This window comes from Streptomyces sp. MMG1533, from assembly GCF_001279775.1.
Lineage (GTDB): Bacteria > Actinomycetota > Actinomycetes > Streptomycetales > Streptomycetaceae > Streptomyces.
In genome coordinates this window covers 40,258-53,543 of record NZ_LGDG01000226.1, presented here as the reverse complement: position 1 = coordinate 53,543, position 13,286 = coordinate 40,258, and the positions used below count along the sequence as shown (strand labels likewise).

Below are 13,286 nucleotides of genomic sequence, written 5' to 3'. Positions count from 1 at the left end.
AGCTCGGATGTACTGGCCAAGTGCCGAAACGCCCTAACGGAGTTCGGCGGTCTCCGTGTCTCCGAACAGCTGCCGTACCGTCGAGCGGTAGTTGGTCCGCACGTGGGCGAGCGCGTGCGCACGCGCTCGCTCCGGGTCGCCGGAGGCGATCGCCTCGTACAACTCGCGGTGCTCGACGAGGAGTTGGGGCCACTCCTCGTTCCGTCGGGTCATCCAGCGCAGGCGGCCGGCGACCGGTTCCAGGGCTTCGATCAGCAGGCTGTTGCCCGCCATCGCCACGATGCGGTCGTGGAGGCGGCTGTTGATGTCGGTGATGGCCTCGGCGTCGCCCGCCTCGGTCGCGTCGGCCGCGAGGCCGAGGAGCGCCTCGACCTCGGCGAGGTCCTCGGGAGTGGCGTGGGCCGCGGCGAGTCCGGCCGCGTAGACCTCCAGGGCCTCGCGCAGTTCGAAGAGTTCCTTGACGTCGTTCGGGGTCAGACGGCGTACGACCGTGCGGCGCGGGGTCTCGAAGTGGACGAACCCCTCGGCGACCAGGGCCCGGATCGCCTCGCGGACCGGCACCCGGGAGACCCCGAAGCGTTCGGCCAGCTCACGCTCGACGAGGCGGTCGCCGGGGCGGAGACCGCCCGCGATGATCTCCTGTCGCAGGGTGGCCAGGACACGCTCGCGCACCGCGCCGATGGGTTCGATCTTCGTCGTGGAGCTCATGGGCCCATCTTCGCCGACTCCGGGGGTGTTTTACGGAGCGTTAACGGGAGCGACATCGGTCGGAACGGTTGACGGGAGGACTATGTCGGCAGTTTGGTATACCAAACACGTCGCCAGGCGACCGGAAGCAAGCGACCGGAACAAAGTCACCGGAAACAAGCCGCCGGAAACAAGCCACCGGAAGCCTGTCACCGGAAAGCGCACTTCCTCCGTCCCCCGGCTCCTCATGGAGGCCCCGTGTCCCTCGCCGACCGTGCCGAAGCCACCGGCACAGCAGCGTTCGTCCCCGACCCCCGGCTCACCAACGAAGACCTCGCGCCCGCCGGCAAGCGCAACTGGAAGGTCTTCGACCTCTTCGCCATGTGGATGTCCGACGTCCACAACCTCGGCAACTACACGTTCGCCGCCGGCCTGCTCTTCCTCGGCATGAACGTCTGGCAGATCTTCACGTCCCTGCTCGTCGGCTTCGTGATCATCTACATCGGGATGAACATGATGGGCCGCATCGGGCAGCGCACCGGCGTGCCCTTCCCGGTCGTCAGCCGTATCGCCTTCGGTGTCTGGGGTGCCAACATCCCCGCTCTGATCAGGGCGATCATCGCCATCATGTGGTACGGCATCCAGACCTACCTCGCCTCCGTCGCCGTCAACGTGATGCTGCTGGCGGCCTGGCCCGGCCTGGAGTCCTGGACGCACAACTCGTTCCTCGGACTCGACGCGCTCGGCTGGGTGTCGTTCGTGGCGCTGTGGCTGGTCCAGGCGGCGATCATGAGCCAGGGCATGGAATCCATACGGAAGTTCCAGGACTTCTGCGGCCCGGCCATCTGGGTCGTGATGATCGCGCTGGCGGTCTGGATCCTGGCCAAGGCGGGCTGGACCATCTCGCTCACCAGCACACCGCACCCGGTCTCCGTCGGCGAGCAGTGGCGCCAGTGGTTCGGCGCGGTCGGCCTGATCCTCGCCACCTACGGCACACTGATGCTCAACTTCTGCGACTTCTCCCGCTTCGCACCCGGCTACAAGACGGTCCGGCGCGGCAACTTCTGGGGCCTGCCCGTCAACTCGACGGCCTTCGTGATCGTGTCGGTCATCGTCACGGCGGGCGCGTACGAGGTGTTCGGCAAGGAGATCACCGACCCCGCCTATCTCGTCGCCGAGATCGGCAACACCTGGGTGCTGGTGCTGGGCGCGCTGACGTTCGCCATCGCCACGATGGGCGTCAACATCGTCGCCAACTTCGTCTCACCGGCCTACGACCTGGCCAACGTCTGGCCGCAGAAGATCACCTTCAAGGTCGGCGGCATGATCAGCACGGTGGTGGCGCTGCTGGTGACCCCGTGGAACCTCTTCTCCAACCCCACGGTCGTCAACTACTTCCTCGGCGGACTCGGCGCCTTCCTCGGCCCGCTGTTCGGTGTGATCATGGTCGACTACTACTGGGTCAAGCGCGGCCGCATCGACGTGGACGAACTGTTCGACGCCCGACCCGGCTCCCGCTACCACTACCGCAAGGGCGTCAACCCCAAGGCACTGTGGGCGTTCCTGCCCGCGGCCGCGGTCGCGGCGGTGCTCGCGCTGGTGAAGACGTTCAGCGATGTCGCTCCGTACTCCTGGTTCATCGGCACGGCGCTGGCCGCCGGACTGTACGTGGTGCTGTGCCGCGCCGAGCGCGCCGCCGATGCCGGCGTCCTGTCCGAGAAGCCCGTGGAGGTCTGAGAAGCGTGCGAATCGTCGTCACCAACTGCAACACCACGCAGGAGATGACCGAGGAGATCGTACGAGGTGCCCGGGCCGCGGCAGGCCCGGGCACCACCGTGAGCGGACTGACCCCGGCCTGGGGACCCGAGTCCGCGGAGGGCTGGCTCGACAGCTACCTATCGGCCGCGGCGGTCATCGACCTGCTGCGCACGTACGAGGGTCCGCGGTACGACGCCGTGGTCATGGCCGGCTTCGGGGAGCACGGGCGTGAGGGCGTGCGGGAGCTGGTGGACGTGCCGGTCGTCGACATCACCGAGGCCGCGGCCCATCTGGCCTGCCTGCTGGGACGCAGGTACGGGGTCGTCACCACGTTGGAACGATCATGCGGTCAGATCAAGGACAGCCTGGAGCTGGCCGGCGTGGGCCGCAACTGCGCCGCCGTCGTCGGTACGGGGCTCAGCGTCCTCGACCTCGGGGACGAAGACGGGGACAGGCAGCGCACGGAAGCGGCGTTTCTCGTGGCCGCAGAGCAGGCGTGCCGGGCCGGGGCGGAGGTTCTGGTGCTGGGCTGTGCCGGGATGACAGGCCTGGAGCGGGTGGTGGGGGAGAAGCTGGGACTTCCGGTGGTCGACGGGGTCGCGGCCGCGGTGAGGCTGGCGGAGTCGCTGGTGGCGCTGGGGCTGACGACGAGCAGGGCGGGAAGCTATGCCAAGCCGGTGCCGAAGAGGCGGGTGTGGGGGAGGGGGACGGTGTGACATCGGCGCCGCCGCGGTGCCGCGCCCGGGGCGCCGCGCCCGGGGCGCCGCCCACCGCGGCGTTCACGGACGCCACTCGTAGCGCACATCCGGCTCCCGCTCCTCGTTCCCGCTGCCGTCCGTGTACTCGACGGCGACGAAGCCGTGCCGCTCGTAGAACCGGTGGGCGGGCTTGTTGACCTGGAAGGTCCACAGGCTCAGCCCCTCCGGGCTGCGCTCCTTGGCGAGGGCCACGAAGCGGTCGCCGATGCCGCGTCCGCGCCAGTCGGGGTCGAGGTAGAGCTGGGACAGCAGGCTGCCGTTGAGCACCATCACCCCCACCGTGCCACCCCCGTCCGCGGCCTCGGCTATCCACGTCTCGCGCAGCGGCACCACGACCTCCCGGAAGTGGGCGCGCACCTCGTCGCCGGAGCGGGGGCTGACGACCGTCGGCAGAGCGGCGGCGAAGGAACGCAGCCAGACGTCGGCTGCGGAGGCCGCGTCCGGGGCGGTGGCGCGGCGAAGGGTGACGACGGCTTCGGGGCGGCTCACGGCCGTACCATCTCCTGCTCGCGGCCTTCCGGGACGACGGCCGTCGCCGTGATCTCCACCAACTGCCCGGTGTATCCGAGACACGCCACCCCGACGAGGGTCGACGAATGCGGACCGACGCTCAGCCCCGATGCCTCGACGACCTCCCAGACGGCGGAGAGCACCGAGGGATCGCTGCTCACGACGTACACGTCGGTCGCCAGCACATCCCCGAGGTCGCTCCCGACGGCCCGCAGTTGCTCACCGAGATTCACGATCACCTGCTCGGCCTGCCGCACCGGGTCTCCCGCACCCACCAACTCCCCGTCGGCATCGAGAGGTACGGCCCCGGCGAGAAAGGCAAGTCTCGTGCCCGCCTCGACGACGGAGACGTGGGAGTAGGTCGGCGGTGGGAACAGGGCGGGGGAGGTGACGCGCTGGATCATGACACTCCTGGGCCGGTCGCGGGCAACCCGCCGATCATCCGGGCGTTCGCCCGCGCGCGCATCCGAATATCCCCGCCACGGGCGCTGGTGACCCTCCTCCCACGGCTGCAACTCCCCGATCCGCTCGGCCGCCTCGACCCGCTCCAGGCGGTACAGCCGGACCTGCGGCGCGCCCCTCACCCGCGGATCGAGACTGAGCCGGTCCGGCGGCCCGAGCAGACGGCGCACCAACCCGCCGGTCCACCCCCGCAGACGCAGACCGGCCAACGAGACGTACCGCCGCCCGTCCTCCTCGTGCATCCCGCAGCCCACCATCGCTACCTCCCCCGTGGCACGCACAGCCCTTCGACCGCGGCCCCTCATGACGCTCCGTGACGACACCTCCCATTGAAGCGCGCCCCACTGACAATCACCCGAGGCAGACGTGCGGGCGGAGGACGACCGGTCGACGCAAACCGCTCGACGCAAACCGCTCGACAGGCCTCGCCCCTTGAGTTCCCATGGGCTCGGAGGTCTGCCATGTCGCGCACGGTCCACCACGTCCCGGCCCGACACCGCACCGACCCCGCCCACAGCGCGCTCGGCTGCCCGGCCCGCCCGGCCCGCCTGGCCCCTGCGACCAGCCGCCGACCCGCCATCGGCACCGCGACCTCCGGGAGGCCTGATCCATGTCCGCCGACGTGAACGACGCCGCACGGCGCGTCGTCGCCCACCTCGCCGCGGCCTCGCCGGACGATCTCCTCACCGTCACGGAGTCCGACTGGCCCGAGGCCTACATCGCCGTCGACGAACCCTTCGTGGCCGCACTGCTCCCGGGCCACACCCCCCTGCCTCCCCTTCATCCCGTGACCCTCATCGAATCCCGGTACGGGGGCGCCTACGAGCCGGGTCCCTGGCTCGCGTTCCCGTGTCCGCCGGACGACCTGCCGAACGGCTGGGACGAACAGGACGTCCCCTGCATGCGCTTCTGGAAAGCCAACCCCGGGGCGGCAGGCGGCGGGAGGACGCCGGCGGAGGCGTACGCGGCGCTCATGGCCGACGTCCTCCCGGCGCATCCGGAGTGACGGGCCCTTCCGGCGCGCCGGGGAGGTGGCCTCAGGCCGTCAGAGCGATCCGTCGCCGGTCGAGGGTGTTGTTCTCAACTGCTTCTCAACTGCCGGAACCCTCAGGGCCTTCACCACGCGCAGGACCCGTCTGAGCTGCCGGGGGGTGCCTCACATCGGGAGGCCGGGGCGCCCGCGGTGCCGGCAGGTCGATCAGGTCGCTGACGCCTGCCACTTCCTGGAGGGTCCGGGCCAGGGAGACCAAGGTCTGCCGTACCGCAGCGATCTCGGTGCGGAGCGCTTCCGCGTGCTCCCACTGACGCTCGTGCGCGACGGGGTCCCGGCCGGGTGGGCGCTGGGACTCGTAGGCCGTCAGGCGTGGGTGCCAGGAGGCGAGGAGAGGGCGCAGGACGCGGTTGAGGACGGTGACGGCCAGGACACCGAAGCTCACGTGGCCGGGGGCCAGGGGCGGGGCGACCTCCGGGCCGTAGCGGCGGAGGATCTCGCGGGTCGTGGTGAAGAACGTGTAGAGGGAGGACAGCGCCTCACGCAGGAACCCCTCCTCCGGGGCGAGTTCCTCCACCGACACACGCGTGACCAGCTCCAGGTACAACTCCCAGGCCGCACTGCGTTCCGCATCGGCCGGTTCCCACGTACCGGAGATCTCGCCGACGAAGGGAATCGTCAGCTTGGCCGTGACCTGCGCCGGGCCCCCAGGGCTCCGCCGTCTGCGCTGCCTGTGTCTCATGATCGCCTCCCCGGTACCCACAGTAGGGTAAGTCGCCGTCCGGGACGTCTTCCACGGCTACAGCCGTGGAGATGCGGAGCAGGTCCGTCCGCTCGCGCGGGCGCTGTGCGTCGGCGGGCTCCAGGTGTTCACCGACGAGAAGTGTCTGCCCGCCCGCGGCACCTACCTGCTCGACGCGCTCGCCGACGAGGAAGTGACGGGGCTCCGTGGTTGACGACGTGGACACGGCGAACGCCGCCGACCAGGTGCCAGAGCCGTCGCCCGCCGGCGTGCCGAGAACGGCGTCGCCGAACTCCGCGTACGCAGCCTGCTCGCACCCGTCCCGACGGAGGCCGGCAGCTCCACCCGGTCACCCTGCACGCCTGGCATCACCACGACCCGGCCCCCGCCCGCACCGAAGTCCTGCGTCGTACCGCCCTGCGTACCCTGTGCGGCGGCCGCCGCGACCCGGTTACGCTGGACTTTCCCGGAAGCCGGAGGGAGGCACCCGTGGCAGCACCCAGCGAGTCGGAACGCATGGCCGCCTTCGACATCCAGGTCGAGCTTGTCACCCGGATCGGGGTGCAGGAACTGACCCCGGGCACGGGCAGCCTGCGCGAGGCCCTGTCGTCCCTGAAGTCACTGATCGACTTCACGCGCGCGACGCTGCACACGTACAGCATCGGTCTGGAGCAGGGGGCGGACGGCGGTGCGCCGACGGTCCAGAGCCTCGCGTACACGTTGATCAACGACGTCATCCGGCCCTTCACCACTTCCTGGCACCCCCGTCTCGCCGCGTACGAGGCCCGCCGCCCGGCGGACGTCGCTCCGCTCGACCACGAGACGGCCTGGCCGGAGGCGGAGGCGATGCGCGCCGAACTGACCGCGCTGCGGGATCCGTTGCGGCGGATCGCCGAGGGGCTCGGCGGCATCTCGGGGGCCGACTTCGGGGTGGCGGCGACGGGCTGAGGCCCGGCACGCAATTGCGTGGAGACGCGGCGCGCAGCTACGTACGCTGCGGCCATGCCCTCCCTCCCCACAGTCCGGGCCGTGGCCCTCGGCGGCTCCCGTGCCCAGGGCACCCACAAGCCCGACAGCGACTGGGACCTGGCCGTCTACTACCGCGGGGCCTTCGATCCCGACGACCTGCGCGCCCTTGGTTGGGAGGGCGAGGTCTCCGAGATCGGCGGCTGGGGTGGCGGGGTGTTCAACGGGGGTGCGTGGCTGACGATCGACGGGCGGCGCGTGGACGTGCACTACCGCGATCTCGACGTGGTGGAGCACGAGTTGGCGGAGGCGGAGGAGGGGCGCTTCCGGGTGGAGCCCCTGCTGTTCCATCTGGCGGGGATTCCGAGTTACTTGGTCGTCGCCGAACTGGCGATCAATCGCGTGCTGCGAGGCGAACTGCCTCGGCCGGCTGCCTACCCGGAGAAACTCCGCACCTCCGCCGCCGAGCGCTGGCACGGCACCGCCGTCGCCACCCTTGCGTACGCCAAGGCCAACCACGCCCCGGCGGGCCGGCTCGCGGAGGTCGCCGGCGCGATCGCCACGGCCGCCATGCAGGCCGGGCACGGTGTGCTCGCGGCGCGCGGGGAGTGGGTGACGAACGAGAAGCGGTTGCTGGAGCGGGCCGGGCTGCGAACCGTGGACGGCGTCATCGCGTCAATGTCCGCAGGGGCGGACCCGGACTCGCTGACCCAGGCGATCACTCAGGCCCAGGTGATTTTCGAGACGGCGAGCCGGGAACGGGCCACGAACTTCTAGGCGAGAAGGAAACACATGGTGCGGGTGCTCATATCCCCGTCGTACGGCAGTCCTGAGACGCGCCGCCACTGGGCGGACACGGTCGAGCGGCAGGTGGACTTCACACAGTCGCGCTGTGACAGTCTGCTCGCAGTCGATCAACGGGCGCAGCTCAGGATTCTTCATCCGGAAGGACAAGCCAGGTTCTGGGGCGCGGCGCCGGCACATGACAGGAAGTTCACCGACGTGATCACCGGTGACGTCGTTCTGTTCACGGGCCAGAACCAGGTGCGCGCCATAGGGGAAGTCGGAGCGATCTTCCGCAACCGAGCACTCGCCGATCTCCTCTGGCCGCCCAAGGCCGACGGGACGAGTTGGCACACCATCTACAGTCTCGTGGACTTGGTACCGGCGGACATTCCGTACGACGAACTCAACGCGGCCATCGGGTACAAGCCTGCACACAACTTCCCCGGGCAGATGGTCCTTCGGGGCGATAGAGCGCGATCGGTCCTCGAGGACTTCATGATCACCCCCAGTGGGGAAGAGCCACCAGCGATCGATCCCACTGGCCGGGACACTGATCCCGTGCGCATCGCGGCCCTTGAGGAGTTGCGCACCAACCGAACCGGTTATCGGCGGAGTCGGCGCCTGATCGTCGTTGACCGTCGGGAGGCCCGACTCGTCCGCGAGTACCGCGATTTCCTGGCCGTTCGCGGCCTGACGGCCAGACGGTTCTTCTGCCCGTCCGGCATCAGCGACATGTATGTCGAAGCAGCCGGTGAAGCAGAAGTGATCGAGGCGAAGAGTGCCGCAGGCCACAGTCACGTGCGACAGGCTCTGGCACAGCTCCTCGACTACGCTCCCCACAGCCCGTCTCCTGCGCGACTCCTCACCGCCCTTTTCCCCGAGCTCCCGGAACGGGAGGACGTCGAACTGCTGCACCGTTACGGCATCGACTGCGTCCACCGTGAGTCCTCAGGCGGGTTCCACCGGCTGCCCGCATCGAGCGAGCGCCGAGCACTCATGCGTGAGGTCTGGTCCGGGAAACCTCCGGTGCCCGCTGCCGGATGATCCCCGCACACGTCGGGCCATGTGAATGCGGCTGGTCACCGACGGCCATACAGGCCGCGATGCGTTCCACCGCGGCCAGGATGCGCGAGGGTTCCTCGTCGAGTTCCAGGGCGTGCTGGATGATTGCCGTGCCGGTGCCGCGGACCGTGTGGAGGGCCTGCGGCTCGTTGCCCTTGGCGTAGATCAGGTGCCCGGCGGGCAGACCGAGCGCCGTGCAATAAGCAAGCATCTGGTACAGATCCGCCTGCGGGAAGCCCTCCGGTCTCTCCGCCTTGTACTTGGCGTCGGCGACGGCTCTCGGAACACCCTCGTCCGAGGAGTGCACCAGGTCGGGCTTCATCAGGATCTCGGAGGCCTCGTCCAGGTGGTGCCGGGCCTGCGCTCGGCACCGGCCGCCGTAGGGGCGCAGCGCCTGAGTGAGGGCGGCGCAGACGAAGTCCTCGAAGACCTTGGCAAGGTCGAAGAGGAAACCGTCGACGCGTACGTCCCCGCGCTGGTGCTCGACGGACGTGCCGTTCAAAATCAACTCGGCGAACCTGCAAGGAGCTTGATACCGGGCATTGAGGCGACTCGGCCGCCAGCGCGGGAGGGGACGGCCAGGCACCAGTGGACCGACTTCGGTGAGTCTCGTGCACAGCCGCACCAGCCGATGGCGTACGACGCGGGGGATCTCCGGCAGTCGCAGCAGACGTTCGGCTGCCGCGAGGAGCAACTGGTTCTCCGGGATGTCAGTGGTGAACTCGTCGTACGTCACCTCAACGGGCAGGGGGACGCCGTACCGGCGTTGCATCTGGTCGGTCGTGCGGATCCGCCCTCGTACAACGGGAATCGCGTCCTCCACTGTGCGATATCCCTGGAGCAGGCCCTGCCGCAGGGCACGGTCCGCGAGCCGCTCGAAGGCGTGGGCGAGGGCGGGCACGATCCCTGTGTGCGATCCGATGTCCACGAGTTCCTCGTCGGTACGCCAGCCGCGTGTCGGGTCGGCCGTGTAGCCGACGAGGAAAAAGAGCCGTTCGATGGGGAGTTTCGGCGCGACGGACACCTCCACCCCGGCGATCCGCACCATCCCGACCTTGGTGAGCGCTCGCACCTCCCAGTGTGTCGGGTCGTAGGGATCGGTGCGCGCCTCGACGACGCCCGACTCGGCCAGAGATTGTCCCGTGGTCGGGGACAGCCGGGCCGGCGACCAGCCGCCGTGCTCGGTGAGGTCGAGGCGCCGGGTGAAGGTCACTCGGGAACTCCGGCGGCCTGAGTACGGTCGGCGGCGACCGTTCGGCGGATGGCCTGGAGGCCGTAGCGTCGCACGACATCCGTGCCATCGCCGTAGTGGTGCTCTTCGAGCAGCGGCAGGATCGCGGTGCGCCAGACCCGGTCGAGGCCGCCTTCGCGGTAGACCGAGTCCCGCATCAGATACGAGGGCCCGATCTTGAAGTCCTTGTCCTCGATACGGGAGTTGAGGGCCTGGTGCAGCGCCGTGACGTCCTCCTCCGCGTCCGGGTGCTCACGAGCGATCCAGGCCGCGAGCAGGCCGCGGGTGGGCTCGTCGTCCGGGTGGAGGGGGAGGAAGGCGAAACGGCGACGCATGGCGGCGTCGACGAGCGCGATGGACCGGTCCGCGGTGTTCATCGTGCCGATGACGAAGATGTTGGACGGCATCGTGAACTCGCCCGAGTATTGGAGGTCCACCGGCCGCTTGCGGTACTCCAGCACGAAGTACAGCTCCCCGAAGACCTTCGCCAGGTTGGCCCGGTTGATCTCGTCGATGATCAGGAAGTGGGGCGTGTCCGGGTTCGCCCTGGCCGTCTCGACCAGGTTGAGGAACGGGCCGTTGCGCAGTTCGAAGCCGAGCGCGCCCGGTGCCGATTCGCCGACGGCTCGCTGTACGGGACGGTAGCCCTGGATGAAGTCCTCGTAGGCGTACGAGGGATGGAACTGCACGAGTTTCACGGCACGTCGGTCGCCCGCGAGGTGCTCGGCGATGTGCAGGGCGAGGTGGGTCTTTCCGGTGCCGGGAGGACCGTAGAAGATCAACTGCTTGTGATCGGTGAGGAGTTCACGCACCTCGTCCAGCCACTCCTTGGTCACCAGGAGTTCCTCGGCGAGTGTGTCGGTGGGCCGGGGGAGGATGACGCCGGGGGCGGGCAGGGGTTTGGGAACCTCTTCCTCCGGACCGACGTCGGCGGCCTCGGCGAGCGCTCGGATCCTGTCGAGCAGGTGGGTCAGATCCACGACCTTGTGTTCGCTGGAGAGCTGGGCCTGCAGCTCTTCCGGCAGCGCCGTCTCGTCGATGGGGACGGTGAGCCACTGCACCGGGCGTCGTAGCCGACTGCGATCGGGCCCCTTTTCGAGTTCGGCGTCACCCGTGACCGTGCCCAGCCAGAGTTTGCCGCCGGTGGCGACCGCGACGTGGTCGTCCGGGTGCATGAGGTTGAGGAACCGGTCGAAGCTCTCGGCCAGGCGGGCCCGTTGCTGCTTCGAGCCGGTCCGCGCATATCGATTTTCGACGACGAGAGCCAACTCCTCGGGTGAGATGGCGCCGGGCAATTCGTCCAGGTCGGCGGGCAGGGAGCAAAAACCCTCGTCGAGCCACCGCTGGATCTGCCCCGCACCCCACAAGGTGTCGACGCTGATCAGCCAGGCGTTCTGACCGCTGCCTCGCCGCGCGTCCTCGGCTGCCAGGACGTGCTTCAGCTCCGCGACGCCGACCTCGGTGCCCCAACCCTGGGCGGTGTCGGCCTCCGCCCCTGTGCTCCGGAAGTGGCCCGCGTACTCCGCGATCTCCTGCTCGTCGGCGTGGATCTCCTCCGGCACCCGGCCGTCCTCGTCGAGCACCCGGAACCACCCCTTGGGCCTCGTTCCCCACAACCAGGGTGCGAGCCGGGACGGGGCCAGTCCGCTCTCCGCGGCGAGCGCTCCGAGGGCGACCCAGTGTCCGGGACGGACGGCGCCGCAGAGCCGGGCCGCATAGGCGTAGCCGACCTTGTGTGACTGCCAGTACGCGAAGGCCCGTTTCGGAACGTCGAAGAACTCCAGTGGATCCTGGCGGGCAGCCAGCTGATACCTGGCGAGATGGGTGGCCGACCAGATGCCGTTGCGCTTGACGAGCATCCCCGCCAGGACGCAGTCGGACGTCTGCCACACCCACGTGTTCTGGCCCTTGGTCTCGTTCGTCGCTTTGCGGAGCTCGGTCTCGTCCGGGTCGAGCGGGTATTCGGCGACGACGCGTTGCCACAGTTCGCTGAAGTGCAGACCGTCCTTCTCCTCCACGAGGATCTCCATCGCCCGCCGCAGACGGGGCTTGGCGCGGGACAGCAGGGTGGGCGGGGTGCTCAACGGCGGACTCCAGACAGGACACGCGACGGATACGAGAGGACGCAGCTCACTAGACTGCCCGATGAGGCGTGACGCGAGCGCAGAACTTGACAAGGGGGAGGCCGACGGCCCGTGGAACCACTGCAGGACGACGACCCGGCGGTCATCGGCGGGTACACGCTGCGGGGCCGTATCGGTGTCGGCGGGATGGGCCAGGTCTATCTCGGCGAATCGGCCGCAGGTCTCCAGGTCGCCGTGAAGGTGATCAGGGCCTCGGTGCTCGACGAGGACACCAGGGCGCGCTTCGTCCTGGAAGTGGACAGCCTCAAGACGGTCTACGGCCCGTTCGTCGCGGCCTTCGTCGCCGCCGACGCGTACGCCGAACAACCTTGGCTCGCGGTCGAGTACGTCGCCGGTCCCGATCTTCGTACGTTCATCACCGAGCACGGCCCGCTGCCCCTCGCCGAGACCGCCAGCCTCGGCGCGCTGCTCGCCGAAGGCCTGCACACCGTCCACGAGGCAGGTCTGCTGCACCGCGACCTCAAGCCGCAGAACATCCTCCTCGCCGAGTACGGGCCCAAGCTGATCGACTTCGGGCTGGCCGTGCTCGCGGAGCGCCGCTCCATGCTGACGGCCACCGGCTTCGTGGTCGGCTCCGTGCTGTGCATGCCGCCCGAGCAGGCGCGCGGCGAGCACCAGCTGTCCCCGGCCGCGGACGTCTACGCCCTCGGCGCCGCCCTGCTGTACGCGGCCACCGGCCACTACCCCTACACGGGGCCCACCTGGCAGGCCGTCGCCCTCCGGATCGAGGACGTGGCCACGTCGCCCGACCTCTCCGGCCTTCCGCCCGAGCTGGGCCCGGTGATCGAGGCGATGCTCGCGTACGATCCCGAGGCGCGCCCCGCGCTGGAAGACGTCACGGAGCGGCTGGTCCAGGTCATCCGCAGCTGCGGGCTGACCCCGGCCCAGGCAAAGCGCAGCCTCACCGACCGCACCCCGGCCGCGCCGCTCCCCGACCTGCCTGCACAGCTCGAGCACGAGCCCTACGACCCGGCCGTCGCCGACCCCGCCGCACAGGAGGACGAGGACGTCCCTGCCGACCGGGAACCAGAGCCCGAGGACGCCCGGCCCGAGGACGCCGAGCCCGAACCCGCCGCCTCGCACTCCCGCCCCCGCGACTCCCTCGCCCGCCTCTCCGCCCCCTTGCAGATCGCCGAGCGTCTCCGCGCCGCCTACGCCCGCGACGCCCGTTTCTGACACCGCGCTCCCC

13 protein-coding genes are annotated in these 13,286 nt (G+C 69.6%); 7 read left to right on the top strand and 6 right to left on the bottom strand.

All coding sequences use genetic code 11. The annotated features are described in order from the left end of the window. Positions 1–33: 33 nt before the first annotated feature. Positions 34–708, bottom strand: coding sequence for a GntR family transcriptional regulator (locus tag ADK57_RS27330; protein ID WP_053752243.1), 675 nt, complete (start codon positions 706–708; stop codon positions 34–36). A gap of 237 nt (positions 709–945) precedes the next feature. Here ADK57_RS27330 and ADK57_RS27325 point away from each other — a divergent pair, with 237 nt between their 5' ends. Beyond that, entirely contained in the window at positions 946–2,424 is a 1,479-nt protein-coding gene (locus ADK57_RS27325; RefSeq protein WP_053752242.1) for an NCS1 family nucleobase:cation symporter-1, read from the top strand. Positions 2,425–2,429: 5 nt separating this feature from the next. After that, the gene (locus ADK57_RS27320; protein WP_053752241.1) at positions 2,430–3,161 is read left to right on the top strand and encodes an aspartate/glutamate racemase family protein; all 732 of its coding nucleotides are present in this window, start codon (positions 2,430–2,432) and stop codon (positions 3,159–3,161) included. 63 nt (positions 3,162–3,224) lie between these two features. Here ADK57_RS27320 and ADK57_RS27315 read toward each other — a convergent pair whose 3' ends face one another. Together ADK57_RS27315 and ADK57_RS27310 are read right to left on the bottom strand one after the other, a co-directional pair. Continuing rightward, positions 3,225–3,692: a GNAT family N-acetyltransferase gene (locus ADK57_RS27315; RefSeq protein ID WP_053752240.1), complete on the bottom strand. Its 468-nt coding sequence runs from the start codon at positions 3,690–3,692 to the stop codon at positions 3,225–3,227. Next, the gene (locus ADK57_RS27310; RefSeq protein WP_053752264.1) at positions 3,689–4,117 is read right to left on the bottom strand and encodes a RidA family protein; all 429 of its coding nucleotides are present in this window, start codon (positions 4,115–4,117) and stop codon (positions 3,689–3,691) included. The genes ADK57_RS27315 and ADK57_RS27310 overlap by 4 nt, the downstream gene beginning before the upstream one ends. A gap of 668 nt (positions 4,118–4,785) precedes the next feature. On the opposite strand from ADK57_RS27310, the gene ADK57_RS27305 reads away from it, so the two are divergent. Further along, positions 4,786–5,181, top strand: a complete 396-nt coding sequence (locus ADK57_RS27305) for a hypothetical protein (protein ID WP_053752239.1) — start codon at positions 4,786–4,788, stop codon at positions 5,179–5,181. An 85-nt stretch (positions 5,182–5,266) separates the two neighbouring features. Here the strand turns inward: ADK57_RS27305 and ADK57_RS27300 are convergent, their stop codons facing one another. Further along, the gene (locus ADK57_RS27300; RefSeq protein ID WP_234390433.1) at positions 5,267–5,908 is read right to left on the bottom strand and encodes a hypothetical protein; all 642 of its coding nucleotides are present in this window, start codon (positions 5,906–5,908) and stop codon (positions 5,267–5,269) included. Positions 5,909–6,397: 489 nt separating this feature from the next. On the opposite strand from ADK57_RS27300, the gene ADK57_RS47880 reads away from it, so the two are divergent. Genes ADK57_RS47880 through ADK57_RS27285 form a run of 3 tightly spaced genes read left to right on the top strand, consistent with a single transcriptional unit; the run spans position 6,398 to position 8,704 of the window. Beyond that, on the top strand, positions 6,398–6,856 hold the full coding sequence (locus ADK57_RS47880) for a hypothetical protein (protein WP_199830692.1): 459 nt from the start codon (positions 6,398–6,400) through the stop codon (positions 6,854–6,856). Positions 6,857–6,910: 54 nt separating this feature from the next. Further along, on the top strand, positions 6,911–7,651 hold the full coding sequence (locus ADK57_RS27290; protein ID WP_053752238.1) for a nucleotidyltransferase domain-containing protein: 741 nt from the start codon (positions 6,911–6,913) through the stop codon (positions 7,649–7,651). A gap of 15 nt (positions 7,652–7,666) precedes the next feature. Continuing rightward, positions 7,667–8,704, top strand: coding sequence for a hypothetical protein (locus ADK57_RS27285; protein ID WP_053752237.1), 1,038 nt, complete (start codon positions 7,667–7,669; stop codon positions 8,702–8,704). Here ADK57_RS27285 and ADK57_RS27280 read toward each other — a convergent pair. After that, positions 8,655–9,935, bottom strand: a complete 1,281-nt coding sequence (locus ADK57_RS27280) for an McrC family protein (RefSeq protein ID WP_063786014.1) — start codon at positions 9,933–9,935, stop codon at positions 8,655–8,657. The genes ADK57_RS27285 and ADK57_RS27280 overlap by 50 nt on opposite strands. Beyond that, positions 9,932–12,037 carry an AAA family ATPase gene (locus tag ADK57_RS51430; protein WP_053752236.1) on the bottom strand — a complete coding sequence of 702 codons (2,106 nt, stop codon included), beginning with the start codon at positions 12,035–12,037 and terminating at the stop codon, positions 9,932–9,934. Before ADK57_RS51430 ends, ADK57_RS27280 begins: the two co-directional genes overlap by 4 nt. Positions 12,038–12,148: 111 nt before the next feature. Between ADK57_RS51430 and ADK57_RS27270 the strand changes: the two genes are divergently transcribed. Next, positions 12,149–13,273, top strand: a complete 1,125-nt coding sequence (locus ADK57_RS27270; protein ID WP_053752235.1) for a serine/threonine-protein kinase — start codon at positions 12,149–12,151, stop codon at positions 13,271–13,273. Positions 13,274–13,286 lie beyond the last annotated feature (13 nt).